General features: G+C 69.5%; 27 protein-coding genes and 3 tRNA genes. 19 read left to right on the top strand and 11 right to left on the bottom strand.

Annotation, left to right across the window (positions count from 1 at the left end):
- Nucleotides 1-5: 5 nt before the first annotated feature.
- Both menD and EY822_RS04340 read left to right on the top strand, forming a co-directional pair.
- Nucleotides 6-1,736, top strand: coding sequence for a 2-succinyl-5-enolpyruvyl-6-hydroxy-3-cyclohexene-1-carboxylic-acid synthase (gene menD / locus EY822_RS04345; protein ID WP_227497022.1), 1,731 nt, complete (start codon nucleotides 6-8; stop codon nucleotides 1,734-1,736).
- A gap of 9 nt (nucleotides 1,737-1,745) precedes the next feature.
- Nucleotides 1,746-2,621: a polyphosphate kinase 2 family protein gene (locus EY822_RS04340; RefSeq protein ID WP_150307153.1), complete on the top strand. Its 876-nt coding sequence runs from the start codon at nucleotides 1,746-1,748 to the stop codon at nucleotides 2,619-2,621.
- A 27-nt stretch (nucleotides 2,622-2,648) separates the two neighbouring features.
- Here the strand turns inward: EY822_RS04340 and EY822_RS04335 are convergent, their stop codons facing one another.
- Nucleotides 2,649-3,953, bottom strand: a complete 1,305-nt coding sequence (locus EY822_RS04335) for an isochorismate synthase (protein WP_227497021.1) — start codon at nucleotides 3,951-3,953, stop codon at nucleotides 2,649-2,651.
- A 54-nt stretch (nucleotides 3,954-4,007) separates the two neighbouring features.
- Here EY822_RS04335 and EY822_RS04330 point away from each other — a divergent pair, with 54 nt between their 5' ends.
- From EY822_RS04330 to EY822_RS04320, 3 genes are all read left to right on the top strand, one after another.
- The gene (locus EY822_RS04330; protein ID WP_227497020.1) at nucleotides 4,008-4,724 is read left to right on the top strand and encodes a class I SAM-dependent methyltransferase; all 717 of its coding nucleotides are present in this window, start codon (nucleotides 4,008-4,010) and stop codon (nucleotides 4,722-4,724) included.
- A 33-nt stretch (nucleotides 4,725-4,757) separates the two neighbouring features.
- Nucleotides 4,758-5,846, top strand: a complete 1,089-nt coding sequence (locus EY822_RS04325; RefSeq protein ID WP_150307151.1) for a polyprenyl synthetase family protein — start codon at nucleotides 4,758-4,760, stop codon at nucleotides 5,844-5,846.
- 155 nt (nucleotides 5,847-6,001) lie between these two features.
- Nucleotides 6,002-7,387, top strand: a complete 1,386-nt coding sequence (locus EY822_RS04320; RefSeq protein ID WP_150307150.1) for an FAD-dependent oxidoreductase — start codon at nucleotides 6,002-6,004, stop codon at nucleotides 7,385-7,387.
- A gap of 167 nt (nucleotides 7,388-7,554) precedes the next feature.
- Here the strand turns inward: EY822_RS04320 and EY822_RS04315 are convergent, their stop codons facing one another.
- Nucleotides 7,555-7,773: a YozE family protein gene (locus tag EY822_RS04315; RefSeq protein WP_150307149.1), complete on the bottom strand. Its 219-nt coding sequence runs from the start codon at nucleotides 7,771-7,773 to the stop codon at nucleotides 7,555-7,557.
- Between the two features lie 79 nt (nucleotides 7,774-7,852).
- Complete coding sequence (locus EY822_RS04310; RefSeq protein WP_227497019.1) at nucleotides 7,853-8,983, bottom strand: baeRF2 domain-containing protein; 1,131 nt, start codon at nucleotides 8,981-8,983, stop codon at nucleotides 7,853-7,855.
- A gap of 137 nt (nucleotides 8,984-9,120) precedes the next feature.
- Between EY822_RS04310 and EY822_RS15310 the strand changes: the two genes are divergently transcribed.
- Nucleotides 9,121-9,741 carry a winged helix-turn-helix domain-containing protein gene (locus EY822_RS15310; protein ID WP_227497018.1) on the top strand — a complete coding sequence of 207 codons (621 nt, stop codon included), beginning with the start codon at nucleotides 9,121-9,123 and terminating at the stop codon, nucleotides 9,739-9,741.
- 26 nt (nucleotides 9,742-9,767) lie between these two features.
- On the opposite strand, the gene EY822_RS15305 is transcribed toward EY822_RS15310, so the two are convergent.
- The 5 genes from EY822_RS15305 to EY822_RS04285 form a co-directional block, all read right to left on the bottom strand.
- Nucleotides 9,768-9,923: a hypothetical protein gene (locus EY822_RS15305; protein WP_227497017.1), complete on the bottom strand. Its 156-nt coding sequence runs from the start codon at nucleotides 9,921-9,923 to the stop codon at nucleotides 9,768-9,770.
- 472 nt (nucleotides 9,924-10,395) lie between these two features.
- Nucleotides 10,396-10,581 (bottom strand): hypothetical protein, encoded by a 186-nt coding sequence (locus EY822_RS04300; RefSeq protein ID WP_150307146.1) that lies wholly within the window; start codon nucleotides 10,579-10,581, stop codon nucleotides 10,396-10,398.
- A 229-nt stretch (nucleotides 10,582-10,810) separates the two neighbouring features.
- Complete coding sequence (gene cls, locus EY822_RS04295; RefSeq protein ID WP_150307145.1) at nucleotides 10,811-12,274, bottom strand: cardiolipin synthase; 1,464 nt, start codon at nucleotides 12,272-12,274, stop codon at nucleotides 10,811-10,813.
- A gap of 11 nt (nucleotides 12,275-12,285) precedes the next feature.
- Nucleotides 12,286-12,774 (bottom strand): YajQ family cyclic di-GMP-binding protein, encoded by a 489-nt coding sequence (locus EY822_RS04290; RefSeq protein ID WP_150307144.1) that lies wholly within the window; start codon nucleotides 12,772-12,774, stop codon nucleotides 12,286-12,288.
- A 10-nt stretch (nucleotides 12,775-12,784) separates the two neighbouring features.
- Nucleotides 12,785-13,855, bottom strand: a complete 1,071-nt coding sequence (locus EY822_RS04285) for a LacI family DNA-binding transcriptional regulator (protein WP_150307143.1) — start codon at nucleotides 13,853-13,855, stop codon at nucleotides 12,785-12,787.
- 230 nt (nucleotides 13,856-14,085) lie between these two features.
- Between EY822_RS04285 and EY822_RS04280 the strand changes: the two genes are divergently transcribed.
- The 3 genes from EY822_RS04280 (at nucleotide 14,086) to EY822_RS04270 (ending at nucleotide 16,310) form a co-directional block, all read left to right on the top strand.
- Nucleotides 14,086-14,167: transfer RNA gene (locus EY822_RS04280), tRNA-Tyr, on the top strand.
- Nucleotides 14,168-14,260: 93 nt separating this feature from the next.
- Nucleotides 14,261-15,103 carry an inositol monophosphatase family protein gene (locus EY822_RS04275; protein ID WP_150307142.1) on the top strand — a complete coding sequence of 281 codons (843 nt, stop codon included), beginning with the start codon at nucleotides 14,261-14,263 and terminating at the stop codon, nucleotides 15,101-15,103.
- A 214-nt stretch (nucleotides 15,104-15,317) separates the two neighbouring features.
- Nucleotides 15,318-16,310, top strand: a complete 993-nt coding sequence (locus EY822_RS04270; RefSeq protein WP_150307141.1) for a M23 family metallopeptidase — start codon at nucleotides 15,318-15,320, stop codon at nucleotides 16,308-16,310.
- A gap of 99 nt (nucleotides 16,311-16,409) precedes the next feature.
- Here EY822_RS04270 and EY822_RS04265 read toward each other — a convergent pair whose 3' ends face one another.
- Complete coding sequence (locus EY822_RS04265; RefSeq protein WP_150307140.1) at nucleotides 16,410-18,152, bottom strand: glycoside hydrolase family 13 protein; 1,743 nt, start codon at nucleotides 18,150-18,152, stop codon at nucleotides 16,410-16,412.
- A gap of 133 nt (nucleotides 18,153-18,285) precedes the next feature.
- Between EY822_RS04265 and EY822_RS04260 the strand changes: the two genes are divergently transcribed.
- The 4 genes from EY822_RS04260 (at nucleotide 18,286) to EY822_RS04245 (ending at nucleotide 19,427) form a co-directional block, all read left to right on the top strand.
- Nucleotides 18,286-18,714: a VOC family protein gene (locus EY822_RS04260; protein WP_150307139.1), complete on the top strand. Its 429-nt coding sequence runs from the start codon at nucleotides 18,286-18,288 to the stop codon at nucleotides 18,712-18,714.
- A 120-nt stretch (nucleotides 18,715-18,834) separates the two neighbouring features.
- Nucleotides 18,835-18,906 (top strand) — tRNA-Thr (locus EY822_RS04255).
- Nucleotides 18,907-18,962: 56 nt separating this feature from the next.
- Nucleotides 18,963-19,036 (top strand) — tRNA-Met (locus EY822_RS04250).
- Between the two features lie 160 nt (nucleotides 19,037-19,196).
- Nucleotides 19,197-19,427, top strand: a complete 231-nt coding sequence (locus tag EY822_RS04245) for a hypothetical protein (protein WP_150307138.1) — start codon at nucleotides 19,197-19,199, stop codon at nucleotides 19,425-19,427.
- On the opposite strand, the gene EY822_RS04240 is transcribed toward EY822_RS04245, so the two are convergent.
- Both EY822_RS04240 and EY822_RS04235 read right to left on the bottom strand, forming a co-directional pair.
- Nucleotides 19,424-20,026, bottom strand: a complete 603-nt coding sequence (locus EY822_RS04240) for a DedA family protein (RefSeq protein ID WP_406609932.1) — start codon at nucleotides 20,024-20,026, stop codon at nucleotides 19,424-19,426. The genes EY822_RS04245 and EY822_RS04240 overlap by 4 nt on opposite strands.
- Before the next feature lie 159 nt (nucleotides 20,027-20,185).
- On the bottom strand, nucleotides 20,186-20,395 hold the full coding sequence (locus EY822_RS04235; protein WP_227497016.1) for a hypervirulence associated TUDOR domain-containing protein: 210 nt from the start codon (nucleotides 20,393-20,395) through the stop codon (nucleotides 20,186-20,188).
- Between the two features lie 105 nt (nucleotides 20,396-20,500).
- Here EY822_RS04235 and EY822_RS04230 point away from each other — a divergent pair, with 105 nt between their 5' ends.
- From EY822_RS04230 to EY822_RS04205, 6 genes are all read left to right on the top strand, one after another.
- Nucleotides 20,501-21,205, top strand: a complete 705-nt coding sequence (locus EY822_RS04230; RefSeq protein WP_150307135.1) for a GntR family transcriptional regulator — start codon at nucleotides 20,501-20,503, stop codon at nucleotides 21,203-21,205.
- A 107-nt stretch (nucleotides 21,206-21,312) separates the two neighbouring features.
- Nucleotides 21,313-23,031: a dihydroxyacetone kinase subunit DhaL gene (gene dhaL, locus EY822_RS04225; RefSeq protein ID WP_150307134.1), complete on the top strand. Its 1,719-nt coding sequence runs from the start codon at nucleotides 21,313-21,315 to the stop codon at nucleotides 23,029-23,031.
- Between the two features lie 2 nt (nucleotides 23,032-23,033).
- The gene (locus tag EY822_RS04220; protein WP_406609930.1) at nucleotides 23,034-23,540 is read left to right on the top strand and encodes a ribose-5-phosphate isomerase; all 507 of its coding nucleotides are present in this window, start codon (nucleotides 23,034-23,036) and stop codon (nucleotides 23,538-23,540) included.
- Between the two features lie 44 nt (nucleotides 23,541-23,584).
- Nucleotides 23,585-24,379 carry a triose-phosphate isomerase family protein gene (locus EY822_RS04215; RefSeq protein WP_150307132.1) on the top strand — a complete coding sequence of 265 codons (795 nt, stop codon included), beginning with the start codon at nucleotides 23,585-23,587 and terminating at the stop codon, nucleotides 24,377-24,379.
- Between the two features lie 133 nt (nucleotides 24,380-24,512).
- The gene (locus EY822_RS04210; RefSeq protein WP_150307131.1) at nucleotides 24,513-24,962 is read left to right on the top strand and encodes an FAS1-like dehydratase domain-containing protein; all 450 of its coding nucleotides are present in this window, start codon (nucleotides 24,513-24,515) and stop codon (nucleotides 24,960-24,962) included.
- Entirely contained in the window at nucleotides 24,959-25,387 is a 429-nt protein-coding gene (locus EY822_RS04205) for a MaoC family dehydratase (protein WP_150307130.1), read from the top strand. Before EY822_RS04210 ends, EY822_RS04205 begins: the two co-directional genes overlap by 4 nt.

The following is a 25,387-nucleotide window of genomic DNA, read 5'->3' as shown; positions in this document are numbered from 1 at the left end:
CCGGGGTGGCCACCGGTAATCCGGCGACCGACTACTCCGTCGCTCTGCTCGGCGCCTTCGTGCGCGCCGGCGTCACCGACGTGGTGCTCTGTCCCGGCTCGCGATCTCAGGCTCTGGCGCTCGCCGCCGCCGAACTCGAGCGGGTGGACGCGCTCAGACTGCACGTCCGGCTCGACGAGCGATCCGCCGGATTCCTCGCCCTCGGCCTCGCGGTCGAGTCCCGCACGCCTACCATCGTGCTCACCACGTCGGGCACCGCTGTGGCGAACCTGCACCCGGCGGCCCTCGAGGCGTTCCACTCCGGTGTGCCGCTCATCCTCCTCACCGCGGACCGCCCGGAGGAGCTGCGCGGCATCGGGGCGAACCAGACCACGGTGCAACCCGGCCTCTTCGGCCCGGTGATCGACACCGTCGACGTGGCCGCTCCGGAGGGCGCCGAGCCCGAGGCCGAGGACGCCGCCGTGCTCGCTCGGGGAATCTACGCATCGGCGATCGACCCGGGCAGGCCGGTGCACCTGAACATCGCGTTCCGCGATCCCCTCTCGTCGGCCGTGCCCGACCTGACCGCGGTGGCGTCGGAACTGGCCGCGGCGGCGGGAGGTCGCGGACCGGAAGCGATCGACGCGACGGGGTCGGCGGACGAGCCCCTCCCGCTCGCCCACGGACCCCGCACGGTGGTGATCGCCGGGCACGGCGCCGGCGAGGAGGCCGAGCGAATCGCGCGCGAGGGCGGCTGGCCGCTCCTCGCCGAAGTGACGAGCGGTGCCCGATTCGGGCCGAACCTCGTAGTCGCGTTCCGCGAGCTCCTGAACGACGACGCGTTCGGTGCGCGCATCGAGCGGGTGGTGGTGTTCGGGCACCCTACGCTCACCCGCGAGGTGCCGACGCTGCTCCGCCGGCCCGATGTGGAGATGATCGTCGTGGGGCCGAGCGGCGGCCAGTGGTACAACCCGGCCCGCCGCGCCGCTGCGCTGGTCGGCGCCGTCGCCGTGACCGGTGCGGATCCCGACCCCGCCGCGAGCAGGGAGTGGCTCGGCAGCTGGGTGTTCACGAGCCGCGGCATCGTCGCCGCGGTCGCGCAGGACGGTCAACCGGACGGGTCGGGCAACCGCCTCGACTGGCGGGACTTCGCCCGCGCCGAGCTCGCGGTGCTGCGCACTCCCGTGACCCGACAGTGGCTCGTCGATGCGGTGTGGAGGGTCACCTGGCCGCACGACCGCCTCGTGCTCGGCGCATCCCGACTCATCCGGGAGGCGGACGGATTCGTGCCCGGCAAGCGCATCCGCGTGCATGCCAACCGCGGCCTCGCGGGGATCGACGGCACCATCGCCACCGCGACCGGCGTGGCGATCGCCAGCCAGCGGCACGGGACGTCCGCCGCGGGCGTGACCCGGGTGCTCGTCGGCGACCTCACCCTGTTGCACGATGTCGGGTCCCTGCTCGGCGGTTACGGCGAGGAGTTTCCCCGCATCCAGGTGATCGTGGGAAACGACGGCGGCGGAACCATCTTCGACGGCCTCGAGGTCGCGCGCTCCGCCGCGGGGCCGGCGCTCGACCGCGTGCTGTTCACTCCGCAGCGGGTCGACCTCGCTGCTCTGGCGGCGGCGTACGGCTGGGACCACCGTGTGGCGGCGACGACGGGTGAGCTCAGCGCGGCGCTCACGTCACCGCCGGCGGGACCGTCGATCGTGGAGGTCCCGCTCGCCCGACGGGAATCGGGACGCCCCGAGAAGTAGCATCGGGTCATGACTGCCACGGAATGGACCACAGCGCCCACCGATCTGCTCGCGGTGGAGCGGTACTCCGGTTCGGGTGTGGTGCCCGGCGTCGATCTCGCGGCCATCGACCCGCACGGAACGCCCGGCTTCGACGGTGACAAGAAGGCGGGGAAGCAGCTCCTCGCCGACGTGTCCGACGAGCTCTCGGCGCTGCAGGAGAAATTGTTCGCGGCGAGCCGGGGCGGCGGGGACACCCGATCCGTGCTGCTCGTGCTTCAGGGGATGGATACGTCCGGCAAGGGCGGCATCGTGCGTCACGTCGTGGGCGCCGTCGACCCGCAGGGTGTCGCGCACTACGCCTTCAAGGCGCCGACGCCGGAGGAGCTGGAGCACGACTTCCTCTGGCGGGTGCGCCGCGCGCTTCCCGGCGCGGGTCTGATCGGCGTATTCGACCGGTCCCACTACGAGGATGTACTCATCACGCGGGTGCACGGCACGGACGCCGACACGATCGAGGAGCGCTATGCCCAGATTCGCGCGTTCGAGGAGGAACTTCACGCCGCCGGTACGACGGTGATCAAGGTGATGCTGCACATCAGTCGCACCGAGCAGAAGGAGCGCCTGGCCGAACGACTCGACCGGCCGGACAAGTATTGGAAGTACAACCCGGGCGACGTGGACGAGCGACTGCTCTGGCCGGCCTACCAGGAGGCGTACGGGCTCGCGCTCGCCAACACCTCCACCGAGGACGCACCGTGGTTCGTGGTGCCGGCCGATCGCAAGTGGTACGCCCGGCTCGCGGTGCAGGGACTGCTCCTCCACACGCTCCGCTCCCTCGACCTCAGCTGGCCCGACGCGGACTTCGACGTCGCGGAGGAGAAGGCTCGGCTCGCCGCGTCCTGAGCGGCGGCCGGGATGAGCAGATCGCGGTCAGCGGTCGGCGACCGGTCGAGCGAACGCGTCCCGCATCGGCCGGAACTTGAGCTCGGTCTCGGCGAGTTCGCGGTCGGGATCCGACCCCGCCACGATTCCGGCTCCCGCATACGCCGTGACGGTGCCGCCGGGGTCGACCTGGGCGCACCGGAGGGCGACCGCCCACTCGCCCTCGCCGTCGGCGCCTACCCAGCCCACCGGTCCGGCGTAGCGTCCCCGGTCGAACGGTTCGGCCCGCTCGATGAGCGTCAGGGCCGCCCCCGTCGGCGTACCGGCCACGGCCGCAGTGGGATGCAGCCCGTCCAGCAGGTCGAGGGAGCTCGACCCGTCGCGCAGCGTCCCCTCGAGGTCGCTGGCCAAATGCCACAGGTTCGGGAGCCGCAACGGGAACGGATGCCGGCTCGAGGTGAGGTCGTCGCTGTGCGGCTCCAGCGCCGCAACGGCGCTGTCCAGCGCGAAGCCGTGCTCGGCCGCATCCTTCGCCGAGGCGACCAGGTCGTCGATGCTCCGCCGATCCGCCGCGGCGTCGGACCCGCGGGCCGCGGTGCCCGCGAGCACGCGTGCGCTCACCCGGCCGCCCGCCACCCGGACGAGCGTCTCCGGACTCGCGCCGACGAGCCCGTCCACCGCGAAGGTCCAGCAGTCGGGGTAGGCCGTGGCGAGGTCGGAGAGCACGGGACGCAGGTCCGCGGTCGGCGCCAGGTCGGCCGTCAGGTCCCGGGCCAGCACCACCTTGCTGACGTCACCGGCCTCGATGCGCTCCAGCGCCTCCCGCACGGCCCGGCGGTACCCGTCCTCGGTCATCGCTCCGGGCGCGAAACCCGACGCCGTCGGATGCGGCGTCGGCGTCGGCGTGCCTACGGACCCCTTGCCCAGGGGGAAGGCGGCGTTGCCGGGAAGCCGTCCCGCCTCGTCCCGGGCGTCGTCGTCGAGCCGGATGCGGGTGACCCACGAGACGCCCTCCCGCATGCCCACGACGATCTCGGGCACCAGCAGCACGCTGGTCGACGCGGAGGACGCCGCGAAGGCGAAGGCGCCGAACGCGACGAGACCGCTGCCGGGCACACCCACCGGATCGACGACCGTGGAACCGGCGACGAGCTCGCGCCAGGCGGCCGCGGCATCGGTCATCCGGGTCGCGCCGCCGAACTCGAGCCGAAGGGTCGTGCCGACCCCCGCGATACCGACGCCGTCCCGGAGCCACAGCAGGGGTTCCATGCCGTCGAGCAAGGTGAGCGGATCGAGACGCCGGTCGATGAGGGTGCTCTCGGCGATCAGGGCGCGAGCCTGCGTGACGGTCACCGACGAAAGCATACTCACGGAAACTCCATGTCAGCCTCGGTAGGATTGGTGCTTGTGAGCACCGCAGACCTGACCAAGCAACCGGCCGAAGTGGCGGCGATGTTCGATCAGGTCTCCACCCACTACGACCGCACGAACAGCGTGCTCTCCGCGGGGAACGACATCCTCTGGCGCATGGCGACGACCCGCGCGATCGCGCCCGCCGACGGTGAGCGCATCCTCGACCTCGCCGCCGGAACCGGCACGTCGAGTGCGGCCCTCACGCGCACGGGGGCGTCCGTGGTGGCGGCCGACTTCTCCGCCGGGATGATCGAGGTGGGTCGGCGCAGGCACGCGCACTCGCGCGCCATCGAGTTCGTGCAGGCCGACGGAACGGCCCTGCCGTTCGACGACGGGACCTTCGACGCGACCACGATCTCCTTCGGTCTGCGCAACATCGTCGACCCGCAGCGCGCGCTCGCGGAGATGTACCGCGTGACGAAGCCGGGCGGGCGCATCGTGATCTGCGAGTTCTCGACGCCGCCCCAGGCCGTCGTCGCCCGCGCCTACGACGCCTACCTCACGCGGATCATGCCCACACTCGTGCGGATCGTGAGCTCCAACCCGGTGGCCTACGACTACCTCGCCGAGTCCATCGAGGCCTGGCCCGACCAGCGCACGCTCATGGGCTGGGTGCGGGATGCGGGCTACGTCGATGTGGCGTACCGGAATCTCACCGCGGGCATCGTCGCCCTGCACCGCGGTCGCAAGCCCTTCCGCACCACCACCTGAAGTGTCCCGCAGCAGCGAAGTTAGGCTAAGAGAGTGAAATCCAGCATTCCCCTTGCGCGGCGCGGCACGACCATCGCGTCCCAGGCGGGTCTCGGCGAACGCCTGTTCGCCTCGTCGGAGGAGCGCGGATTCGCCCAGAAGATCGATGACGGACTCGCGCTCGTGGAAGTCGGACTGCTGCGCGAGGTGGCCTTCGGCGACGATCTCGCCGACGTCACCGGCCGGTACCTGCTGGAGGCCGGCGGCAAGCGTGTGCGTCCGATGCTCGCACTGTTGACGGCGCAACTGGGTGACGGGAACACCGAGCAGGTGATCGAGGCGGCGCAGGTCACCGAGATCACTCACCTCGCGTCGCTGTACCACGACGACGTCATGGACGAGGCGGACGTGCGCCGCGGCGTCCCGAGCGCGCAGAACGTGTGGGGCAACTCGGTCGCCATCCTCACCGGTGACCTGCTCTTCGCCCGCGCCAGCCAGCTCGTCGCGCGCCTCGGGGAGCGCGCCATCCGCCTGCAGGCCGACACCTTCGAGCGTCTGGTGCTGGGTCAGCTGCACGAGACCCTCGGCCCGCGCATCGACCAGGACCCGATCGAGCACTACATCGGCGTGCTCGCCGACAAGACCGGATCGCTCATCGCCGCCGCCGCGCAGATGGGCGTCATCTTCTCGAACGCTCCCGCCGCATACGAGCTCCCGGTCGTGACATTCGGAGAGAAGATCGGCGTCGCGTTCCAGCTCATCGACGACGTCATCGATCTCTCGCCGCGACCCGAGCAGACCGGCAAGGTGCCCGGCACCGACCTGCGCGCCGGCATCGCGACGCTGCCGCTGCTCTACCTGCGACGCGACGCGGTCCACGATCAGGAAGCTGCCGCCCTGCTCGCGCGCATCGAACGCGAGGTGCTGCCGCACGACGCTCCTCCCGCCCACACCGCGGAAGCGGATGCGCACCTCGCCGAGGCCGTGGCCGATCTCCGCGAGCACGAGGTCACCCGGGTCACCCTGGCCGAGGCGCGACGCTGGGCCGACGACGCGGTGACCGCCCTCGATCCGCTGCCCGACGGTCCGGTGAAGAAGGCCCTGACGCGTTTCGCCGAGTCGGTCGTGGACCGCACGAAATAGCGCCGCACGCGGCCCGATCCGTGTGGGCAGCCCGATCGAGCATCCGGACGGGATCGCTGCCGCTCGGCGCACCTCGCTCGCACGCCATCCGCACCATCACCCTCAGTTCAGCACCCCAGCACTTCAGCACTTCAGCACAGCATCGAAAGGAACCCATGAGCACCAAGCTCCGCCTTGCCATCGTCGGTGCGGGACCCGCGGGCATCTACGCCGCGGACATCATCCTCAAGGCCGAGAAGAAGTTCGACGTGTCGATCGATCTCTTCGAACGCCTGCCCGCACCCTACGGCCTGGTGCGGTACGGGGTCGCGCCCGACCACCCGCGCATCAAGGGCATCGTGACGGCGCTTCGTGACGTGCTCGACCGCGGCGACATCCGCATCTTCGGCAACGTGAACTTCGGCACCGACGTCACTCTCGCCGACCTCAAGAAGCACTACCACGCGGTCATCTTCTCGACCGGTGCCGTGCGGGACGCCGACCTCGACATCCCGGGCATCGACCTGCCCGGGAGCTACGGCGCCGCCGACTTCGTCAACTGGTTCGACGGACATCCCGACGTGCCGCGCACCTGGCCGCTCGAGGCCGAGCAGGTTGCGGTGATCGGCAACGGAAACGTCGCGCTCGACGTCGCCCGCATGCTCGCCAAGCACGCCGACGATCTGCTGCCCACCGAGCTGCCGCCGAACGTGTACGACGGGCTGAAGAATTCCCCGGTGACCGACGTGCACGTGTTCGGTCGACGCGGCCCCGCGCAGGTGAAGTTCACCCCGCTGGAGCTGCGCGAACTCGGCGAAGTACGCGACGTGGACATCGTGCTGTACGACGAGGACTTCGAGATCGACCCGGCCTCGCAGGCGGCTATCGAGACGAACAAGCAGGTCATGGTCATCCACCGGGTGCTGCAGAAGTGGCGCGAGCGTCCCGCGGGCACCGCGAGCCGGCGGCTGCACCTGCACTTCCACTCCCGGCCCGTCGAGGTGCTCGGCGAGGACACGGGGTCGGGTCCGCGCGTGTCTGCGCTGCGCATCGAGCGCACCCGCCCCGATGGCGAGGGCGGCGTCGAGGGCACCGGCGAGTATCGCGACGTGCCCGTGCAGGCGGTCTACCGCGCCGTCGGTTACTTCGGGTCGCCGCTGAAGGATGTGCCGTTCGACGACCGGATGGGCGTCATCCCGAACTACGAGGGGCGCGTGCTGAAGGCGGATGAGGGCGGACACTCGCCCATGGCGCACCTGCCCGGCGTCTACGCCACCGGGTGGATCAAGCGCGGACCCATCGGCCTCATCGGGCACACCAAGTCCGATGCGATGGAGACCGTCAAGCACGTGCTCAACGACCAGGCCGACTGGTGGACGCCCGCGCATCCCGACGAGGAGTCGGTCGTGGAACTGCTGCGCGAACGCGGGGTGGACTACACCAACCTGGACGGCTGGCACGCCCTCGACGAGTACGAGCAGGCCCTCGGCGCCGCCGAAGGGCGTGCGCGCATCAAGGTCGTGCCGCGCGAGGAGATGCTCGCCGCGTCGAACCGCCGCTAGTCCGCGGCCGCTCTCCCGCGTTGCTCGCCGCTCCCACCGCTCCTCACCGCTCTCACCAGCCCTCGCCGCTCACCACCTAGGGGTGGCGGGGACGGCTAGCGGGAGCGGCGACGAATTCGGTGGCGAGGACGGTTAGCGGGAGCGGCGGCGAAGCGGGAAGGCGGGAGCTAGGCGGTCGCGGAGTCGGCGTGGCTCTCGTACTCGTCCCAGGCCCGCTGGAACGCGGCCTGCAGCTCGTCGCTCTCGGCCTCGAAGTAGCCCTCGTAGATCGGCTTGCCGCCGTTCTCCGGGAAGTCCGAGCGTGCGGCCACGTCGGCGGCCAGCTCGGACACGACGTCGCCCCGGTCGTTCTGCGCGGCGAGCCAGTCGGGGAATGTGTGCGTCATGCGGTGATCCTTTCGGTGGGGTCGTGCGGTGGTCGGTTCGGCGCCGGCGGACTCGAGCGGCCGATCGGATGCGACCGGATCACTGCGCGGGCGCCGTCGGCCAGCGTAGTGTCGCGCCCACGGGAACGTCGCCGGGGACGTGCTTCGGGTCGACCAGAAGCACCTGCGCGTCGGTGAGGATCGCCGCCCGCACCATTGCGGATGCCGCGGGAATCTCGCCGAGTACTCCCGCGGTGAGCGTGTCACCGTCGTGTGCGGCGACCCACGGCTCCGCGTCGAGCGCCAGGAGGGTCCGCTCGGCGAGGTCGTCCGGGCAGAGCAGGAGCGTGTCGACCTGCGCCTGCTGCAGGGCCGGAACCACGCCCTCGAGCCCGGTGATGCCGAGTCCGTCGCCCTGACCCTCGCGCTCGGCGAGCCGGTCGAGGGCGTCCGCCTCGTGCCGTTCGAGGATGCCGTCCAGTTCGGCGGCGAGGCGGTGCACGAGGTCGTCGTCGGCGGCGCCGTCCGGCCTCGTGTGACTGTTCACCGTGCTGAGCACACCGCGGGCCGCGGGGGAGAGCTGCTCGGCGAGCAGCTGACGGGCGCGGATGTCGCCGGACAGCAGCAGCAGCGCCACGGAGTGCTCCAGGACGATGCGGTCGAGCACGGTCGCGAGGTCGCCCGCGTTGTGCTTCCAGATCTCCTCGGTGTGGTGCTGGTACCGCGCCTGCGACCACCCACCAACCTGCACCTTGGACAGGAAGTCGGTTCTGCCGACCACGCTCTCCTCGGAGACCGGGCCGATGCGACCGAGCCGGTGCAGGCGGATCTCCCCGCCGTCGCGTCCGACCTCGGCGACCACGTAGCTGAGATCGAGGGGGCGGTGCCGTAGCAGGGGGAGCAGTTCGGGAACCGTGCCGTGCGATGCGATCTCGGGCAGGAGCGGCGCACCCTGCAGCAGCTCGTTCACCTCCACCTCGCCGTCGCGCAGCAACAGGAAGCGGCACAGCGGTCCGCCCACGCCGGTGGGCGAGTCGAGCAGGCGCTCCACCGCATCGATGTCGGCGGGCGGTGCGCCCGCATCCTGGAGCGTCGCGCGGAACGACCGCTGGTGCGACGCGCGTTTCGCGTTGGTCACATCATCGGAGACGTCCACGTACACGCTGGTCCAGGAACCGGGGCGGCGGTAGAGGTCGGCGAGCTGACGCGAAGATTCCGTGGCTTTGGTCACGAGTGCACCCCTTCGTTTGTCGTGTCCGTACTCCACGATATGCCGGTTGGGGTGGCGGTGACGAGGAGAAGACGTTATCGGGATTCAAACCGCAAAGATTCGATTGCAAAGTTCCCTTTGTACGCTACAGTGGTCGCATGGATAGTGCACCGGAAGGCGAGCAAGGTGCCGATCGCGTTCTCGATCGGCGGAGCCTGAAGGCTCTCGCGCACCCGCTGCGGGTGAAGCTGATCGATCAGCTGTGGGCATACGGGCCTGCCACCGCTAGTGGGCTCGCCGCGCGACTGGGGGAGTCCAGCGGGGCAACCAGTTACCATCTTCGCCAGTTGGAGCGTCACGCCTTCGTTCGCGAGGTGCCGGGCAAGGGGACGAACCGGGAGCGGTGGTGGGAACGCGTCCCAGGCGGCGTGACGATTGGTGCTCCGTCACCCGAGTCGACTCCAGCGGAGAAGCTCGCCTCGCGTCTCGTCCTTCAAGAACTCATCAACGGGCGTAGTCAGCACCTTCAGGACTTCATCGACCGCGGTGACACCGAGCTGGCCGACGAATGGTTGACGGCGTCGATGCTCAGCGCAGCTCGCATCGAACTGACGAGCGCTCAGGCGGATGAGCTCTCCCTCCGCCTCCGCGCGACTCTCGATGAATTCATCACAGCGCATAGCGATCACGACAGCCCCGGGAGTCGTGCGGTCGTAGTGCAGCTCAACGTGTTCCCGATCCTCAGCAGCATTCCTCTCGGTACAGAAGGCACAGCATGACCACTATCAGCGTCGAGTTCCCTCAATCACATGGCAACGTCATCGAGAGGCTCGTCACGAGCATCGGAGTCGGTCTGCTTGTCTGGGCCAACAGTCGCGCACGACGAGTCACCGTCCTCGACGAGCACGAGCAGCAGATCCTCCGAGTCCAGGTAGCTACCGGCATCCGCGAAAGGGAGCACGCAGCGCTTCGGAGAATGCGTTTTCCGCAGTGAGGTCGACGGAGCTCGAGACAGTGCTCGTGCGCGCCGGCAGGCAGCCCGTGTTCCCCGACATGGTGAGGAAGAAGTCGGCGGGTGGTGCCCGCGGGTGATCTCCGAACACGACCGGACGCCGGAGACGAAGCGACGCGATCTTTCTCTGATGGCATCTGCAATTGCTGCCATGCCGGCACAGGGCATCCTCTTGATCCATGCTTACGATTCGCGAGGGTCGGTGGGTGCCTGGATCGCGTGGGGCATCGTGGTGCTCGTTCTCACCGTCGGGTTCGCGTGGCGAATCCGTGTGAACCGAAAGCTAGCCGCCGAAGAGCTCGAGGAGCGCCGTCGGCGTGGAATAGGGCCAGAAACGCCGATTCGATCCTGACCGTCCGTCAGCCCTGCGCGCGTGCCAGACGGTGACATGGTCACTCCATCGATGGCGACCAGCACGCGCTCAGGTGGAGTCCCCGCGGTGGATTCGCCGCGCGTAGTTCTCCGACTCGTCGACGAATCGGGCGAGCAGAGCACTGAGCTGCGTGACATCTTCGGCGTCCCAGTCGGTGAAGATCTCGGTGACCATGGCGTCGCCGATGTCGTACAGCTCCTGTGCAGCGCGGCGGCCCTCGGGAGAGAGGTGCACGGTGTGGGAACGGGTCGGATGCGGTGATCCGCGGCGTTTCGACCTGGTGACCTCGACCGGCCCTCAGCGGTCGACGGATGAGCGGCGGCTGCACATCTCCAGCCGCCGCTTCGACCGGTAGGACAGCGCTACCCGGCCGCGCGTGCTGCGATCGGGGAGGCGCCGTGAGGAGTACGCCGGCCACGAGCGCGAGGGGCTGAGGCGCGCGTCGCGCGTTCGCGGCTCCCGCCTACTGCACGGCCGAGCTCAGGCGGGCGACGGTGTCGAGCACGCGGGCGCGCAACGGGCGCCGGTCCCATTCCTCCAGCGTCAGCTCGCGACTCGACTCCCGGTAGCTCTGCTCCACCTCGCGCAGCGCCGCGACGAACGACCGGCCCCGCACCATCAGCGACACTTCCATGTTGAGGCTGAACGAGCGGATGTCCATGTTGCTCGACCCCACGACGGCGACCTCGTCATCGATGGTGAAGTGCTTCGCGTGCAGGATGTACGGCGCCTTGTAGAGGTTGATCCGCACGCCCGCCCGCAGCAGCGTCTCGTAGTACGACCGCTGCGCGTGGTAGACGAGGGGCTGATCTCCGACCTCGCTGACGAACAGTTCCACGTGCAGCCCCCGCTGCACCGCGGTGGTGATGGCGTAGCTCATCGAATCGTCGGGCACGAAGTACGGGCTGGTGATGACGATGCGATCCTGCGCGTAGTACATCAACGCGTTGAAGAGGCGGAGGTTGTTCTCGCCCTCGAAGCCGGGACCGCTCGGCACCACCTGGCAGTCGAGGTCGTCGTCGGTGGGATCGGGCACCGACGCCTCGCTCTCCCGGGTCAGCAGCTCGTCGGTCTCGGAGTACCAGTCGGTGATGAAGATCGCGTTGATCCCGGTGACGATCGGCCCCTCCAGCCGGGTCATGATGTCTATCCACTTGAGTTCGCGCCGCCGATTGACCACCTTGTTGTAGCTGCGGTGCACCATGTTCTGCGACCCCATGAACGCGATCGTCCCGTCCACCACGACCAGCTTGCGGTGGTTGCGCAGGTCGGGGCGCTGCCATTCCCCGCGCAGAGGCCGCACCGGGAGCATGAGGCGCCACTGCACGCCGATGGAGTCGAGCTTGCGGGTGGTGCGCCGGTAGCCGGGCGTGCGCCGGCATGCCACGTGATCCATCAGCACGCGCACCGTCACGCCACGGCGCACAGCGGTCTCCATGGCATCGAAAAACGGGGCGGATGTGGTGTCCCAAGCCAGGATGTAGAACTCCACGTGCACATACCGGCGGGCGTTCCGTACCTCCTCGGCCATCGCCTCGATGGTGCGGTCGTAGTCCACCAGGAGGGAGACCGAATTGCCGCCGACGAGCGGCATCGAGCCGAGCTCGCGGTTCAGCTGCACGACGGAATCGAGCCACGGCGGCCAGGAATGGTCGCGACGCACCCGGTCCATGCCCTCGGTCACGTCGAGGATGTAGCTGTTGATCTCCCGCTGCTTCTCCCGCCGGCGCTTCGGCAGCTTGCTGCTGCCGAAGACGAGGAAGAGCAGGATGCCGATGTAGGGCAGGAAGAAGATCGCCATCAGCCACGCCATGGCCGCCGTGGGGCTGCGGTCCCGGGGAATGTAGATGAGGGCGAGCACCCGCACGGTCAGGTCCACCACCAGCGCCACCGCCACTAGGACGAGCGTGATGGTGGCGACGTCCATGGGCCCGGACGCTAGCGGAAGTTGACGAACTGCAGATCGAGGTCGAGGTCGGCGCCCTTGAGCAGGGCGATGGTCGCCTGCAGGTCGTCGCGGCTCTTCGACGACACGCGCAACTCGTCGCCCTCCACCCGGCTCTTCACGGTCTTGGGTCCCTCGTCGCGGATGAGCTTGCCGATCTTCTTGGCGTGCTCCGCGTCGATTCCCTCCTTGAGGGTCGCCTCGATGCGGTACTCCTTGCCCGAGGCGTAGGGCTCACCGGAGTCGAGGCTCTTCAGCGAGATCCCGCGCTTGATGAGCTTTGACTGGAAGACGTCGAGGATCGCCTTCACGCGCTCCTCACTGGTGGCCTTCATCAGGATCTTGTCGCCGCTCCACTCGATGGAGGCGCCTACGTTCTTGAAGTCGTAGCGCTGCTCCACCTCCTTGTGCGCCTGGTGGAGGGCGTTGTCCGCCTCCATGCGCTCGACCTTGCTCACGACATCGAAAGAGGAATCAGCCATGCCGTCAATGTTAAGGGGTGGCGGCTGACCCGGAAGAGGACCCGGATCCGTGCGGTGCCGCCCGGACTCCCGCGTCGGCCGGGGGAGCCGTGCTCGTGCGCGTCACCAGCTGCACGGGAACGCGGACGTCGAGGCCACCGTCCGTCCGCCCCGGCGTCAGGCCGTCGAGGATGCGTTCGGCGGCCCGCTCGCCCTGTCGACGCGGGAACTGGGCCACGGTGCTGAGACCGAAGAAGCCCGCCAGTTCGTGGTCGTCCACGCCGACCACGGACAGGTCGCGGGGCACGGACAGTCCGGCGTCGCGCGCGGCGAGCATCGCCCCGATCGCCATTTCGTCCGAGGCGGCGAAGATGGCCGTGGGTCGCGACGGCGCCGCAAGCAGGTCCCGCGCCGCGGCGTGCCCTCCGGCGACGGTGAAGTCGGCCCGGCGGAACAGGGCGGGGTCGGCCCGTGCGCCCGCGTCCGCCATGGCGAGCTGATAACCCCGGAACCGGTCGCTCGCGATGTGGAAGTTCGTCTCCGGTTCGTCGGTGTCGGAGATGAGGGCGATACGGGTGTGACCGAGACCCAGCAGATGCTCCGTGGCCAGCCGCGCCACCTCCACGTCGTCGATGCTGAGCGTGGGCACCCCGTCCATTGGCCCGCCCACGCCGACCACGGGTTTGCCGAGTCCGAGGAGGGTGCCGATCTCGTGCGGCGCGAGCTTGACGCAAATGGCGAGCACCGCATCCACCCTCTTGCGCAGCAGGAAGTCGTCGAAGAGGCTCGACCGGATGTCGGGGCTGCTCGACAGGCTGTACAGAGTGAGGTCGTAGCCGCGGCGGCGGAGTGCCGCCTGAGCTCCCTCGAGCACCTCGCCGAAGTACCAGCGGTTCACGAACGGCATGACGACGCCGATGTTGCGGGTGCGTCCGGAGGCGAGCCCCGATGCGGTGGAGGACACCACGTAGTCGAGTTCGGCCGCGGCCCGCTCCACCTTGTCGCGAGTGAGCGCGGACACGCTGCCGTTCCCGCTGAGCGCCCGGGACACGGTGGCGGTGGACACGCCGGCGAGGCGCGCCACCTCCGAAATGCCCGCCATGTGCGCTCCTCGGTATCCGCTCGACGCGATCAGCCTACCGAGGCGGCCACCCTCACCCGCCGCCGGGAATCACCGCCGCACGGGCCGCGGAATCCCTCGGAGCACCGACCGAATACCGGTCGGATCGGCATCCTCGACCGGGGAGGCAGCGGATTTCCCGCCCACGCGGCTGACGAGTATCATTGCCGAGCGCCTTCGATTGGTGATTACACGCGGTCGGGTGCGCGCCTGGCAAGTTACCCAAGCGGCCAAAGGGATCTGACTGTAAATCAGACGGCTCAGCCTTCGTGGGTTCGAATCCCGCACTTGCCACGCGAGAGGGCCGGATGGTCGAGAAATCGATCAGCCGGTCCTTTGTCGTCATAGCTCGTTCCGCGCCCGCCACCTCTCGAGATCGGTGCACCGATGCCCTCCTCCGCTTCCCCGGATCCCGCCGAACTGCTCGAGCTCGCGCGGGCGGTGGCGCTCGAGGCGGGAGCGCTCGCCCTGCAACGGCGACGGGAGGGGGTCGAGGTCGCGGCGTCGAAGTCGTCTCCCGAAGACATCGTCACGCACGCCGATCGTGAGACCGAAGCGCTCATCCGCGCGCGTCTGGCGGTCGCCCGGCCGGACGACGGATTCCTCGGCGAGGAGTCGGAGGCGGCGGGCGGATCGAGCGGACTGACCTGGGTGGTCGACCCCATCGACGGCACCGTCAACTTCCTCTACGGCATCCCGGCGTGGGCGGTCAGCATCGCCGTGGTCGAGGGCGGCACCGACCCGAGCACCTGGAACGCCCTCGCCGGGTGCGTGGTGAACCCGACCTCTGGTGAGACGTTCACGGCGATGCGGGGCGGCGGTGCTTTCCTGAACGGCGTGCGGCTCCGCGCGAATGGTGCGGTGGACCTCGCCTCCGCCCTGATCGGAACGGGATTCTCCTACTCCGCCGAACGCCGGGTCGAGCAGGCGCGGATCGTCGGACATGTCGTCGCCGTGGCCCGGGACATCCGTCGCATCGGTGCGGCCTCACTCGACCTGTGCAACGTGGCCGCGGGTCGGATCGACGCGTATTACGAACGCGGACTGAAGCCCTGGGACCATGCAGCCGGCGCCCTCGTAGCGAGCGAAGCGGGAGCCCGGGTTTCCGGTGCCGCGGGCGCGGCGGCCAGCGGAGACCTGCTCATCGCAGCCGCACCGGACCTCGCCGCCGCGCTCGAATCCGCCCTCGCCGACGCCGGGATGTCGGGCCTCGGAGGCACAGCCCGCTGACGGGGCAAGTGGCGCAAAACCGAATGAGCGGTTACTCTTTACCAATCCGTTATAAATGGCCGCGTGTGGCCTCCGGATATCTGCCCTCATTGCCAGTAGGCCCGGGTGACCCGATACACCTGTGTCCTCAACAAGGAGCGAACCGATTTCTTCCGCATGCCGCGTTCCGAATGCGCGCTTCCTGACCCCGCCTGCGCGCGTCCGGAGCGTGTGAATGCTGACCCCACCCTTCCCCACGCCCGCTGACACGACCGCCGCCCTCAATGGTGCGCCGGTCACCCGCCGCCAGCTCCGCGAGGCCGAGCGCCTGGCTGCGCGGCGCGGCAGTCGCCGCACGCCGACCCGCCCGGGCGGTGCCGTCCGGGCTCCCGCGGGAGCGCCGATCATCGGTATGCCTCCGGCGGCCGCTGCGCCCGACGCCGCCTCCGTCGCGGTCGATGCCGTGCCGGCCGTCAGCCCGTTCCGCACGTCCCGCACGTCCCGCACGTCCCGCCGACGCGGGTACGCGTCGCAGGGCCTGTCGGTGGTCGCGATGGCCTTCGTCGCCACCGTGACGATCGCCACCTCGCTGCCCGCGAACGCGCTCTTGGACTCCGCGGACATCTCCAGTGCACCGCTCCGGGCGGCCGCGCCCCTCCCCGCTGAGCCCGCCCAGACCGTCACGGTCGCCAATGGCGCCGTCGACCCGGTCAACCGCGGCACCTACACGGTGGAGCCGTACCGGGAGATCGTGGTCGCGCAGACCGATGGAACCGCCGCCAGCTTCGCCAACAGCCCGTCGAGCGCAATCCAGTGGCCCTTCGTCGACGCCGTGCCGATCTCGGGCACATTCGGACACCGTGTCGCTCCCTGCAGCAACGGCTGCTCCAGTGACCACAAGGGCGTGGACTTCGCGCCCGGTGCGGGCACGCCGATCCGTTCCATCGCCGACGGCGTGGTGCGCTACGTGGAGAGCTCGGACTACGGTCTCGGCGTGCACGTGATCGTCGACCACATGATCGACGGCAACCTCGTCACGAGCGTCTACGCGCACATGCAGTTCGGATCGCTCGGGGTCGCGCAGGGTCAGGTCGTCACGGTCGGTCAGCAGATCGGCGCGGTCGGCAACACGGGCGCCTCCACGGGTGCCCACCTGCACCTCGAGATCCGCATGGCCGACGGCACCCCCGTGGACCCGTACGCCTGGCTGAAGGCTCACGCCGGCTGATCACCCCGCGGTCGAGGCATTGACCGGTGGACCGCCGGACGGGCGCCGAGGAGGGCGCCGTCCGACGGACTCGCACGATCCAGCGCAGCCCGCTGCGACTCAGCGCAGCCAGACGGTGGTATCGACGGGGAGCGCGGTGCCGTCGAGCGGTCCGGAGGCGAGCGCGACCTCACCGGCGGGAAGCTCGAACGGTGCGCTGCCGAGGTTCGCGATCACCGTGATGCCACCGTTGCGGAAGGCCACGGTGGCGTCTCCGGGCTCGGAGATCCACTCGACGGCGCCAAGACCGAGGTTCTCCTCCGCACGGATCCCGAGAGCCCGGGTGTACAGATCGAGCGTCGACCCGGGCACGCCCTCCTGAGCGTCCCGTGCCAGCTCCGCCCACTCGGGAGGCAGCGGCAACCAGCTCTTCCCCGACGTGCTGAAGCCGTAGGCGGGAGCCGACGCCTCCCACGGGATGGGAACGCGGCAGCCGTCCCGTCCGTAGCGCTGTCCGTCCGTGCGGAAGTAGGTGGGGTCCTGCCGGCTCGCGTCGGGGAGGTGGACCACCTCGGGCAGGCCCAGCTCCTCGCCCTGGTAGACGTAGGCGCTGCCGGGCAGCGCGAGCATCAGCGCGGATGCCGCCCGTGCGCGGCGCAACCCCAGCACCGGGTCGGGGTGGTGCGGCGAGTTCGGGCCGATGCCCGCGCCCTGGATGTTCTCCCCCTCGAGACCGAGCCGGCTGGCGTGGCGGACGACGTCGTGGTTCGACAGCACCCAGGTGCTGGGTGCGCCGACCGACCCGAAGACCTCGAGCGAGGAGTCGATCGTGGAGCGGAGCGCGGACGCCTCCCACGGGGTCTCGAGGTAGGAGAAGTTGAAGGCCTGGTGCATCTCGTTGGGGCGCACCCACCGGGCCAGCTTCTGCAGCGGCTCCACCCAGGCTTCCGCGACGAGGGCACGGTCGCCCTCGTACTCGTCGAGAACGCGGCGCCACACCCGGTAGATGTCGTGCACGCCGTCCTGCCCGAAGTACGGGGGAGTGTGGTCCTCGTCGAGGAGGATCTCCGGCTCGAGGCCGACGATTCCGCCGCCCATGCTGCCCGCGTTCGCCGGCGGCGTGTAGTCGGGAAGTCCCGGCGCCTTGATCATGCCGTGCGCCACGTCGACCCGGAAGCCGTCGACCCCGCGGTCGAGCCAGAAGCGGAGGACGTCCACCATCTGCTCCCGCACCCACGGGTTCTCCCAGTCCAGATCGGGCTGGGATGCGTCGAACAGGTGCAGGTACCACTGCCCGGGAGTCCCGTCGGGGTTCGTCGTGCGCGTCCAGGCGCGACCGCCGAAGATCGACTGCCAGTTGTTCGGCGGGGTGTCGCCGTTCTCGCCCGTGCCGTCGCGGAACATGTAGCGCGCACGCTCGGCGCTGCCCGGCGCGGCGGCCAGCGCCGAGCGGAACCACTCGTGCTCGCTCGACGTGTGGTTGGGCACGATGTCCACGATCACGCGGAGGCCGAGGTCGTGAGCGACGGAGGTGAGGCGGTCGAAGTCCGCCAGGGTTCCGAACAGCGGATCCACATCGCAGTAGTCGGCCACGTCGTATCCACCGTCGTTCTGGGGCGAGGTGAAGAACGGGGACAGCCAGATCGCATCCACGCCCAGCGAGCGGAGAGCGGGGAGTCGTTCGGCGATGCCCACGAGGTCGCCCATGCCGTCGCCGTTGGAGTCGGCGAACGAGCGGGGGTAGATCTGATAGATGACGGCGGTGCGCCACCATTCGGATCCCGCCGACGCGGCGGCGTCGGTCCCGGGCGTCGGACGGGATTCCGTCGAGGAGTCGGCGGAGAGGACGGGTGCGGAAGACATAGCCGCCAGCGTACGGGATCGAGCGCGGAATGTAAGCGCTTACATTCCGCGTGCCGACATGCGGGCAGCGCCCGGAGGTGCCGGATGCCGGGGCCGGGCGTAGCCTCGAAGCACTCGGATTGCGGGAGGCGATATGGCATCGAAGATCGGCAACATCGTGTTCGACTGCGCGGATCCGCGGGCGCTCTCGCACTTCTGGAGCGATGTGCTCGGCTACCCGCGGGGGGAGTATCCCGACGACATGCGGGCGGCGCTCCTTGCCAGCGGGCTCACCGACGACGACCTCGCGCTGCGCTCGGTGGCGATCGACCCGACGGGGGAGACGCCTCGACTGTTCTTCCAGAAGGTCCCCGAGGGCAAGGTCGTGAAGAACCGGGTGCATCTCGACATCACCGCCACGCCCGGGCGCCGAGCGTCGCCGATGGAGGTGGACGCCGAGGTCGACCGCGTCGTGGCGCTGGGGGCGACGGTGCAGCACAAGAGCGACGGATCGTGGGGACCGTATCCCGAATACCACTACGTGCTGGCCGATCCCGAGGGCAACGAGTTCTGCATTCACTGACGCAGCGCGTCGAGCGTCCGGCGACGCACGGCGTCATGCGCGTGCAGGAACGCTCCGAATGGCTGCTATCCTCTTACGGTGCCACACGGTCGCGCCCGCTAGCGGGCGGTTCCAGGCGACGCCCCGATAGCTCAGTGGTAGAGCATCTCCATGGTAAGGAGAAGGTCCAGGGTTCAAATCCCTGTCGGGGCCCAGACTTTGTTCCGGCCGACCTGTGTTTCGGGCGGCCGGAGGAACGAAAGTCTTGCGGCGGGGTAGCTCAGGTGGTTAGAGCACACGGCTCATAATCGTGGTGTCGCGGGTTCAAGTCCCGCTCCCGCTACTGGAAGCCCCAGGATCTCGCCATCCTGGGGCTTTCTTCGTTCTCGGGTAGGACGCGCATCCGTTCCCCGGAGGGATGCACATCCGGCCGCGCCTACCGCCGCCCGGTCGCTCCGGCTCCCGGGGTTACACGCGCGGGGTCGTGCGCGTAGCGTCGAGTCATGGACACGAGCGAAATCCGATGGAATGACGAAGCCCGCGAGAAGATTCTGACCGACTCCGACAGAGTGTTGCAGGAGGCCGTGCACACGGCGAACGAGGAACTCGCCGGACAACCGTGGGAGAAGTCGTTCGCCCGCCTGATCGAACTCCTCGAGGGCCGTTTCATCGACTTCGAACCGGGCCCGGACATCCGCAAGTACGCCGAGGCGATCGCCAACAGCGAGGTCTAGCCGGCCGCGGACCGGCGTCGGACTCGGCGCACGATCAGCCAGACGACGACGCCGGTGAGCACCGCGTACACCGCGTAATCGAGCACGACGGAATAGCGGTCGATCAGCCGGTACTGCGTGCCGAGAAGCATCCCGAGGCTCACGAGCAGGCTGTTCCACACCAGCGACCCGAGCGCCGTGAACACGGTGAAGGCGCCGATGCCCATGCGCGCGCTCCCCGCCGGCAGCGAGATGAGGCTGCGCACGCCGGGGATCAGTCGACCGAAGAAGACGGCAGATCTGCCGTGGCGATGGAACCAGTGGGCCGACCGTTCGAAGTCCTCGCGGTCGACGAGGGGCAGATGCGACAGCCAGCGGATGACCCGTTCCTCACCGAGCGCGTAGCCGAGGTAGTAGAGGAGATAGGCGCCGAGGAGCCCGCCGAGCGTCGCGGCGGCGAGTACCGCGACGAGGTTCATGTCGCCCTGCTGCACGACGAACCCGGCGAGGGGCAGCACCACCTCGCTGGGGATGGGTGGGAACACCGTTTCCAGGAGGGTCATGGCGCCGACGCCCGGTGCGCCGAGCGCGTCGATCACGTCCACTGCGAGACCCGCCAACCCGCCAAGGTCACCGTCCGCAGCCCCGCTCCCCGCGGCCGCGATCCCTGCGCTCGCTGTCGCCGCTGCCCCGATCGAATCCGAGGGCGTCATCGGGCGGGCCGAACCGCCGAAGCGGATGGGCGCGAATCGACGGGCGGAAAGCCGCTCGGCGTCACGCTAGTTCTTCAGCTTGCGGAGCGCGCTTCCTTTGTGCGCCGCCTTGGCGTCGGTCTTCTCGCTCTGCACGATGTAGGCGGGCTCGTCCTCGCTCGCCGTGAACTTCTGGCCGGAGAACGTGAAGTCCTTCGTCTTCTGCTCGACGATCTTGCCCTGAGTGCGTCCCTGCGACGTGGCCCAACTGACCCGGTCGCCCTCTGAAAACTTCATGCCTCCCAACCTAGGCACCTCGCTCCGGGTCTGCCCAGCTCACCCGGATTCTTCAGGAAACCTGCGGCCGGGGACGGTCAGGCGCACCCTTATAGGGTGTGCAGCATGCCCGACAGTGCCCGGAAGCCCCGCGCGGTGAGCCGCCTCGTGCTTTCCGACCGTGTGTACGAGGAGATCCTCGCATCACTGATGGACGGCAGGCTCGAAGCGGGCGCCGTGATCAGCATCGACGGGGTGGCTCGCGACCTGAACGTGTCGCCCACCCCGGTGCGCGAGTCGTTGGCGCGACTCGAGGCCACCGGGATGGTGCGTCGCGTGGCTCTCAAGGGGTACCGGGTGGCCCCCTTGTTCAACCGGGACGAACTCGGCGAGCTCATGGATGCCCGCCTGGTGGTGGAGCCCGCGAACGCCTACCGAGCCTGCGAGCGCAGCACGCCGGATCTCGTCCGCGAGCTCGCCCGGTCGATCGACGACCTGCGGAGCGCACCGCGGGGCGCGTCCTTCGCCGAATTCCGCGACTACTGGGAGGCGGACGAACGCTTCCACCGCCTCATCGCCGAGACTGCCGGCAACCAGTTTCTCCTCTCGGCCTACAACGCACTCGGCGGTCAGATCCAGCGGTTCCGGTTCTTCGGGGAACTGGGCGTGACCGACGCGGAGTGGGCCATCGGCGAACACGCCGAGATCCTCGCCGCCTTCGAGCGCGACGACCCGGCCGGCGCACGGGACGCGATGGTCGCCCACCTCGACGGCGTGAAGGCCCGGGCGCTCGCCGATGCCGAGGGCCGCACCGAGCACCGACCCGTTTGACACACCCTGGGGGAAGCATGATCTTTGTAGGACGTGCGCATCGCCACGAAGGTGTGGGGCACGCTCGAACCTCACGCCGCCCGCTCCTTCTGATTGGATGAGGTTCCATGACTTCACTTTTCGACGATCCCGCCGCTTTCGCCGATGATGCCCTCGACGGCTTCGTCGCCGCCAACCGTCAGTACGTCGCTCGGGTCGACGGCGGAGTCGTCCGGTCGACGGAGATGACCGAGGATCAGGTCGCGCTCGTCATCGGCGGAGGTTCCGGTCACTACCCGGCGTTCGCCGGCCTGGTCGGCACCGGCCTCGCCGCCGCAGCGGCCTGCGGCAACATGTTCGCGTCGCCCGCGGCCGGTCAGATCTACCGGGTCGCCAAGGCGGCGTCGATGGGCGGGGGAGTGCTGCTCAGTTACGGCAACTACGCCGGTGACGTTCTGCACTTCGGACAGGCGCAGCTCCGGCTGAACGCCGAGGGCATCGAGACCCGCACCGTCGTGGTGACGGACGACATCGCGAGCGCCCCGCTCGACCAGATCGAGAAGCGCCGCGGGATCGCCGGCGACCTCACCGTGTTCAAGGTCGCCGGTGCTGCCGCAGACGCCGGACTCTCCCTCGACGAGGTGGAGCGCCTGGCGCAGAAGACCAACTACCGCACCCGCTCGCTCGGCGTCGCGTTCGCGGGCTGCACGCTGCCCGGAGCGACCGAGCCGCTGTTCACCGTGCCGGAGGGTCAGATGTCGGTGGGGCTCGGCATCCACGGTGAGCCCGGCATCTACGAACGCGACCTCCCCACCGCGTCCGAACTGGCGGAGCTGCTCGTCAGCAGCCTGCTCGAGGACAAGCCCGATGACGCGGGGTCGAGGGTGGTCGCCATCGTCAACGGTCTCGGCACCGTCAAGTACGACGAGCTCTTCCTGCTCTACGGTCGCATCGAGTCGCAGCTGACCGCCGCCGGGCTCGAGATCGTGGAACCGGAATGCGGTGAACTGGTCACGAGCCTCGACATGTCGGGCGTCTCGCTCACGTTGCTCTGGCTCGATGACGAGCTGGCCGAGTACTGGTCCGCTCCCGTGGACACCCCCGCGTACCGCAAGGGGAGTTCGGTGCCGCGCGCCCACCGCGACCTGACGCAGCTCGTCGAGTCGGACACCGAGACGGAGCAGGGCACCGACGAGGCCATCCGCCTCGGTCGCGCCGCCTCCGGCGCCCTGGAGACGGTGCGCCGGGTGATCATCGAGCACGAGGAATCTCTCGGCAAGCTCGACTCCATCGCGGGCGACGGCGACCACGGTATCGGCATGCGCCGTGGCGTGGATGCCGCCGCCGACGCGGCCGCCGAGGCCACCGGCACCGGCGTGCGCAACGTGCTCATCCGGGCCGGAGAGGCCTGGAGCGAGAAGGCAGGCGGCACATCGGGCGCCCTGTGGGGAACCGCACTCATCGCCGTCGGCGAGAGCCTCGGCAACCGTGACTCGTACGACGCCGCGAGCGCCTCCGCCGCGGTCACCGCGTTCTCCTCCGCCATCACCGAGCTCGGCAAGGCCGAACCGGGAGACAAGACCATGGTCGACGCGTTGCTGCCCTTCGCCGAGACCTTCGCGTCCCGGGTGGGTGACGGGTCATCCGTCGCCGAGGCCCTGACCGCAGCGGCTGCTGCGGCCACCGCAGCCGCGAACGACACGGCATCGCTCCGGCCGAAGAAGGGCCGCGCCAGACCGCTCGCCGAGAAGAGCATCGGGCACCCGGATCCGGGCGCCGTCTCCTTCGGTCTCATCACCGAGGGACTCGCACAGACTTATCCGTTCGACAGCACAGAAGGAGCATGACCATGACCGAAGGACTACGAATCGTCGTCGGAAACGACGAGGCCGGTGTCGAGTACAAGAACGCCCTGAAGGCTTTGCTGGAGAAGGATGAGCGGGTCGCCTCGGTGGACGACGTCGGGGTGGGGAGCGACGACAAGACCGCGTACCCGCACGTCGCCGTGACCGCGGCGCGCAAGGTGGCTGCGGGAGACGCCGACCGGGCGCTCCTGATCTGCGGTACCGGCCTCGGAGTGGCGATCTCGGCCAACAAGGTCCCCGGCATCCGCGCGGTGACCGCGCACGACAGCTACTCGGTCGAGCGTTCGGTGCTCAGCAACAACGCGCAGGTGCTCGCGATGGGCCAGCGCGTCGTCGGCCTCGAACTCGCCAAGAAGCTCGTGACCGAGTGGCTCAGCTACACGTTCGACCCGACCTCGTCCTCCGCCGAGAAGGTGGACGCGATCGGCTCCTACGAGACGTCGTCAGCCGACCAGGCCTCCACCCTCGTCGAGGAAGAACAGTCCCGATGACGGTCCGGGTCCCGTCGCTCCCGAACGATCCGGTCGCCTGACCGATGGGAGCGACGGGGCTCACCTACGTGGGCGTCAGCACGAAGATGTACCTCGGCTACGCCGCGAGCGTCACCTGGCTCGAGCGGGTCGCCGAGGTCGTGGCAGCGCGACCGGCGTTGGCCGATGACGCACGAACGGCGCTCTTCGTGGCACCGTCGTTCCCCGTGCTGGAGAGTGCGCGCCGCATCCTCGCCGACACCCCGGTGTGGCTGGGTGCGCAGAACTGCAGCGATGGCGACGGCGCCCTCACCGGCGAGGTGAGCGCGGGCATGCTCGCGGAGCTCGGTGTGCGGCTCGTCGAGATCGGTCACGCCGAACGGCGCGCTCTGTACGGGGAGGACGACGCCGTCGTCGCGCGGAAGACCCGGGCCGTACTCGCCGCGGGGATGTCGCCGCTGCTCTGCATCGGGGAGGGCACCCGCACGGACGCCGATTCCGCCGCGCGCGTGTGCGCCGACCAGGTGCTCTCGGCGCGGGTCGACGCGGACACGCAGGGGGATACGGCCGGTGCTCCCGCGATCGTGCTCGCCTACGAGCCCGTGTGGGCGATCGGCGCCGCCGAACCCGCCGAGCCGGCGTACGTGGACGACGTGGTGAGCGCGCTGCGCGACCGTTTGCGCGAGCGCGGTGCGGGATCCTTCGACGTGCTCTACGGCGGCAGCGCGGGGCCGGGACTGTTCCTCCGCCTGACCAGCGTGGACGGCCTGTTCCTCGGCAGGTTCGCGCACGACCCGGCGAATCTCGGCGTCGTACTCGACGAGGCGCTCGCCGTGGCAGCGTCGCGCGCCGCCGGATGACGGCAGCAGCCCGTCGGCGGTAACGCGCCTCGTCGATGACCTGACGCTGGGGAACGGAGCGTCCCCCCGTTTCGGCGCCCCGGCGCTTCGGTTCTTCGGCGAGCGGGTCGTTTCCCGCGGTTAGGCTTGACCGGTGCCAGTGAACCCAGAACTTCAGGGGCGGGTCTTCCCGCAGACGAGTCCATACCTCGTGGGGCGGGAGAAGATCCGCGAGTTCGCTCGCGCGGTGTTCGCCTCGCATCCGACGTTCCTCGACCCGGAGGCCGCCCGCGAGGCCGGGTACGCCGATGTCGTCGCGCCGCCCACCTTCGCGGTCGTGGTGCAGGAACAGACTCTGGCCCAGTTGCTCGGGGAACCCGACGCGGGCATCGACTTCTCGCGGGTGGTGCACGGCGAGCAGCGCTTCGCGTACTCGCGCCCGATCGTGGCGGGTGACGAGCTGCGCGCGACGCTCACCGTGACGAGCCTCAAGAGCCTCGGCGGCAACGCGATGGTGACGGCCGAGTCGACCATCGTCGACGCGTCCGACGCCCACGTGGTCACCGCCACATCCACTCTCGTCATCCGGGGAGACGACGCATGACCGCCACGCCCGAGTTCGACACGCTCACGGTGGGCGAGGTGGTCGCCGACACCTCCGTGCACCTGACCCGGGACGCTCTGGTGCGGTACGCGGGCGCGTCCGGAGACTTCAATCCGATCCACTACCGCGACGATGTCGCCGCGAGCGTGGGCCTCCCGGGAGTGCTGGCGCACGGCATGCTCACCATGGGACTCGCGGTGCAGCCCGTGATCGACTGGCTGGGCGACCCGGGCCGCATGGTCGACTACGGCGTGCGCTTCACCCGCCCGGTCGTGGTCGATCCGGCCGACGGCGCGACGGTGACCGTCGTGGCGAAGGTGGGCCAGCTCGACGGCGAGGCGCGCACGGCGCGCATCGATCTCACGGCGAGCAGCAACGACGCCACCGTGCTGGGCCGTGCCCAGGTGCGCGTGAGCCTGGCCTGA

This window comes from Planctomonas psychrotolerans (genome assembly GCF_008642235.1).
Taxonomy (GTDB): domain Bacteria; phylum Actinomycetota; class Actinomycetes; order Actinomycetales; family Microbacteriaceae; genus Planctomonas; species Planctomonas psychrotolerans.
Note: the sequence above shows the minus strand (reverse complement) of the source record. Positions and strands in the feature narration are given on the sequence as shown.

Excerpts from the sequence above, each read along its gene's own strand:
- EY822_RS04340 (WP_150307153.1), top strand. The coding sequence starts at position 1,746 with ATGACTGCCACGGAATGGACCACAGCGCCCACCGATCTGCTCGCGGTG.
- EY822_RS04320 (WP_150307150.1), top strand. The coding sequence starts at position 6,002 with ATGAGCACCAAGCTCCGCCTTGCCATCGTCGGTGCGGGACCCGCGGGC.
- EY822_RS04315 (WP_150307149.1), bottom strand. The coding sequence starts at position 7,773 with ATGACGCACACATTCCCCGACTGGCTCGCCGCGCAGAACGACCGGGGC.
- EY822_RS15310 (WP_227497018.1), top strand. The coding sequence starts at position 9,121 with ATGGATAGTGCACCGGAAGGCGAGCAAGGTGCCGATCGCGTTCTCGAT.
- cls (WP_150307145.1), bottom strand. The coding sequence starts at position 12,274 with ATGGACGTCGCCACCATCACGCTCGTCCTAGTGGCGGTGGCGCTGGTG.
- EY822_RS04290 (WP_150307144.1), bottom strand. The coding sequence starts at position 12,774 with ATGGCTGATTCCTCTTTCGATGTCGTGAGCAAGGTCGAGCGCATGGAG.
- EY822_RS04285 (WP_150307143.1), bottom strand. The coding sequence starts at position 13,855 with ATGGCGGGCATTTCGGAGGTGGCGCGCCTCGCCGGCGTGTCCACCGCC.
- EY822_RS04275 (WP_150307142.1), top strand. The coding sequence starts at position 14,261 with ATGCCCTCCTCCGCTTCCCCGGATCCCGCCGAACTGCTCGAGCTCGCG.
- EY822_RS04270 (WP_150307141.1), top strand. The coding sequence starts at position 15,318 with ATGCTGACCCCACCCTTCCCCACGCCCGCTGACACGACCGCCGCCCTC.
- EY822_RS04265 (WP_150307140.1), bottom strand. The coding sequence starts at position 18,152 with ATGTCTTCCGCACCCGTCCTCTCCGCCGACTCCTCGACGGAATCCCGT.
- EY822_RS04260 (WP_150307139.1), top strand. The coding sequence starts at position 18,286 with ATGGCATCGAAGATCGGCAACATCGTGTTCGACTGCGCGGATCCGCGG.
- EY822_RS04245 (WP_150307138.1), top strand. The coding sequence starts at position 19,197 with ATGGACACGAGCGAAATCCGATGGAATGACGAAGCCCGCGAGAAGATT.
- EY822_RS04235 (WP_227497016.1), bottom strand. The coding sequence starts at position 20,395 with ATGAAGTTTTCAGAGGGCGACCGGGTCAGTTGGGCCACGTCGCAGGGA.
- EY822_RS04230 (WP_150307135.1), top strand. The coding sequence starts at position 20,501 with ATGCCCGACAGTGCCCGGAAGCCCCGCGCGGTGAGCCGCCTCGTGCTT.
- dhaL (WP_150307134.1), top strand. The coding sequence starts at position 21,313 with ATGACTTCACTTTTCGACGATCCCGCCGCTTTCGCCGATGATGCCCTC.
- EY822_RS04220 (WP_406609930.1), top strand. The coding sequence starts at position 23,034 with ATGACCGAAGGACTACGAATCGTCGTCGGAAACGACGAGGCCGGTGTC.
- EY822_RS04215 (WP_150307132.1), top strand. The coding sequence starts at position 23,585 with ATGGGAGCGACGGGGCTCACCTACGTGGGCGTCAGCACGAAGATGTAC.
- EY822_RS04205 (WP_150307130.1), top strand. The coding sequence starts at position 24,959 with ATGACCGCCACGCCCGAGTTCGACACGCTCACGGTGGGCGAGGTGGTC.